At 73.8% G+C, this 2,282-nt stretch carries 3 protein-coding genes and 1 pseudogene; 2 read left to right on the forward strand and 2 right to left on the reverse strand.

Translation table 11 applies throughout. The annotated features are described in order from the left end of the window. On the reverse strand, positions 1-313 hold a 313-nt coding region (locus MHW47_RS34655; protein WP_239227801.1), incomplete at its 3' end, for a PHP domain-containing protein. A gap of 126 nt (positions 314-439) precedes the next feature. On the opposite strand from MHW47_RS34655, the gene MHW47_RS34660 reads away from it, so the two are divergent. Together MHW47_RS34660 and MHW47_RS34665 are read left to right on the forward strand one after the other, a co-directional pair. Then, a complete protein-coding gene (locus tag MHW47_RS34660; protein WP_239227802.1) occupies positions 440-1,438 on the forward strand; it encodes a DUF3533 domain-containing protein in 999 nt (332 codons plus the stop codon). A 28-nt stretch (positions 1,439-1,466) separates the two neighbouring features. Next, a complete protein-coding gene (locus MHW47_RS34665) occupies positions 1,467-2,018 on the forward strand; it encodes a hypothetical protein (RefSeq protein WP_239227803.1) in 552 nt (183 codons plus the stop codon). 127 nt (positions 2,019-2,145) lie between these two features. On the opposite strand, the pseudogene MHW47_RS34670 reads toward MHW47_RS34665, so the two are convergent. Next, positions 2,146-2,282 (reverse strand): annotated as a pseudogene (locus tag MHW47_RS34670) (DUF2252 family protein); the annotation flags it as partial.

Below are 2,282 nucleotides of genomic sequence, written 5' to 3' on the forward strand. Positions count from 1 at the left end.
GCGCCGGGTTGCGGGGCCTGGGCGCGGCCGCGTCCCCCGCCACCGGGCCCACCGCGAGGTCCACCCCGAACAGCGGGCGCACCCCTTCCCGGGCGCAGGCCCGGGCGAACCGGACCGCGCCGGCCAGGGTGTCCCGGTCGGTCAGGGCGAGGGCGTCCATGCCCCGCTCGGCGGCGCGTTCGACCAGCCGCTCCGGGTGCGACGCCCCGTACCGCAGGGAGAACCCGGAGGCGGTACGCAGATGCGTGAACCCTGGCACCTGCACCTCCTGGACCGATTCGTACGCGCTACCCACCCCCTCGCTCTCCACCATAAACCAAGTTTCGAACACCCGTACGATACTCGGAGCCCGCCGCTCCTCCCCCGGTCCGCGCCTCCCCTTCCGCCGTTCGGCCGCGCCCCGACTGCGCGGGCGGCGGGCACCCCGGAGCGTGGGGGCATGACTTTCGCCGCCGAGGTGAGGAAGGCCGTCACCCCACGGGCCGCGCTGCTCGTCATCGGGGTGCTGGCGCTCCAGCTGCTGTTCATCGCGTCCTACATCGGGGCCCTGCACAGCCCGAAACCGACGGACGTCCCCTTCGGCGTCGTCGCGCCCCGGGAGGTGTCCGCCCGCCTCGTCACCGAGCTGGACGGCCTGCCCGGCGGGCCGCTCGACCCCCGTGCCGTCACCGACGAGGCCACCGCGCGCCGCCAGGTCCTCGACCGGGAGCTGGACGGCGCCCTGATCGTCTCGCCCCGGAGCACCCGGGACACCCTGCTGGTCGCCTCCGGCGGGGGAACCGTCCTGGCCAACTCCCTGAAGAAGATCGTCGCGGAGGCCGAGGCGTCCCAGGAGCGCACCGTGCGCACCGTGGACGTGGCCCCGGCCTCGTCCCAGGACTTCGACGGGCTGTCCTCGTTCTACCTGGCCGTGGGCTGGTGCGTGGGCGGCTACCTCTGCGCCTCGATCCTGGCCATCAGCGCGGGCAGCCGCCCCGCCAACCGGCAGCGCGCGCTGATCCGGACCGGGGTCATGGCGCTGTACGCGATCGCGGGCGGCATCGGCGGCGCGGTCATCATCGGCCCGATCCTGGACGCCCTGCCCGGCAGCTTCTGGGGGATGTCCGGCCTGGGCGCGCTGACCGTCTTCGCGGTCGGCATGATCACCCTCGCCCTGGAGGCCCTCACCGGCATCGTCGGCATCGGCCTGGCCGTCCTGATCGTGGTCATCGCGGGCAACCCGAGCGCGGGCGGCGCCTTCCCGCTCCCGATGCTCCCGGACTTCTGGCGCGCGATCGGCCCCGCCCTGCCGCCGGGCGCCTCGACGTGGACGGCCCGCTCGATCGCGTACTTCCGCGGCAACGCCGTGACCGGCCCCCTGCTGGTGCTCTCCGCCTGGGCGGTCGCGGGCACGGCCCTCACCCTGCTGACGGCCCTGCGCAGAAAACCCGATCACTGACCCCCGCCGGGGCCTACCATCGGCCCCTATGATCACCCTGGCCGTCACCATCGGGCTCGCGTTCGCCGGTTATGTCATCACCTATCTGAACGGGCTGCGCCTCTCGCAGCGCCAGGAACGCCTCGCTCGGGTGAATCGCCAGCTCAGCGACCTCTACGGCCCCCTGTTCGCCCTCACCGAGGCCAACGGCCGCATCTTCGCCGCGTTCATGGAGCGCAACGCCCGCTCCGACGGCAGGTCGCCCTTCGCCCACGAGACGCCCCCCACAGACGAGGAGCTGGCCGAGTGGCGGCTGTGGGCGACGACCGTCTTCCTGCCGAACATCCGGGCCATGCGCGACCTCGTCCTCACCCACGCCGACCTCCTGAACGAGCCGGTGATGCCACCGCTCCTGCTCCAGCTGTGCGCCCACGTCTCGGGGTACGAGATCACGGCCGCCCGCTGGGCGCAGGGCGATTACGAGCAGCATCTCTCGGTGGTGCCGTTCCCCGGCCAGGAGGTGGCCGGGTACGCGCGCAAGGGCTTCACCGAGCTGAAGAAGGAACAGGCCCGCCTCCTCGGCCGGCGCCGCACCGGCTGATCAGCCCGGCGGGCCGCGCCACCGGTCCCGCTGGGCGCGCGTCCAGCGGGTGCCCCGGTGGTGGGGGCCCAGGACGCGTTCCAGGTCGGCCAGCAGGCGCTCGTAGGCGTCGAGGGCGCCGGCCGCGTCGCCGCCCCTCGTGCACGATCTCCGGCACCGGGAATCCCACGGCGGCCAGGTGCGGGGCCAGGACGGAGGGCCTGGCCTCCTTCACCTGGAGCACCAGCGGCTCCCCCCGGTGGTCCAGCAACAGCACCACGTAGG

Source organism: Streptomyces sp. OfavH-34-F, assembly GCF_022347745.1.
Classification (GTDB): Bacteria; Actinomycetota; Actinomycetes; order Streptomycetales; family Streptomycetaceae; genus Streptomyces.

Bases quoted from the DNA above. Each gene is read 5' to 3' on its own strand.
- MHW47_RS34660 (WP_239227802.1), top strand. From the start codon at position 440: ATGACTTTCGCCGCCGAGGTGAGGAAGGCCGTCACCCCACGGGCCGCG.
- MHW47_RS34665 (WP_239227803.1), top strand. From the start codon at position 1,467: ATGATCACCCTGGCCGTCACCATCGGGCTCGCGTTCGCCGGTTATGTC.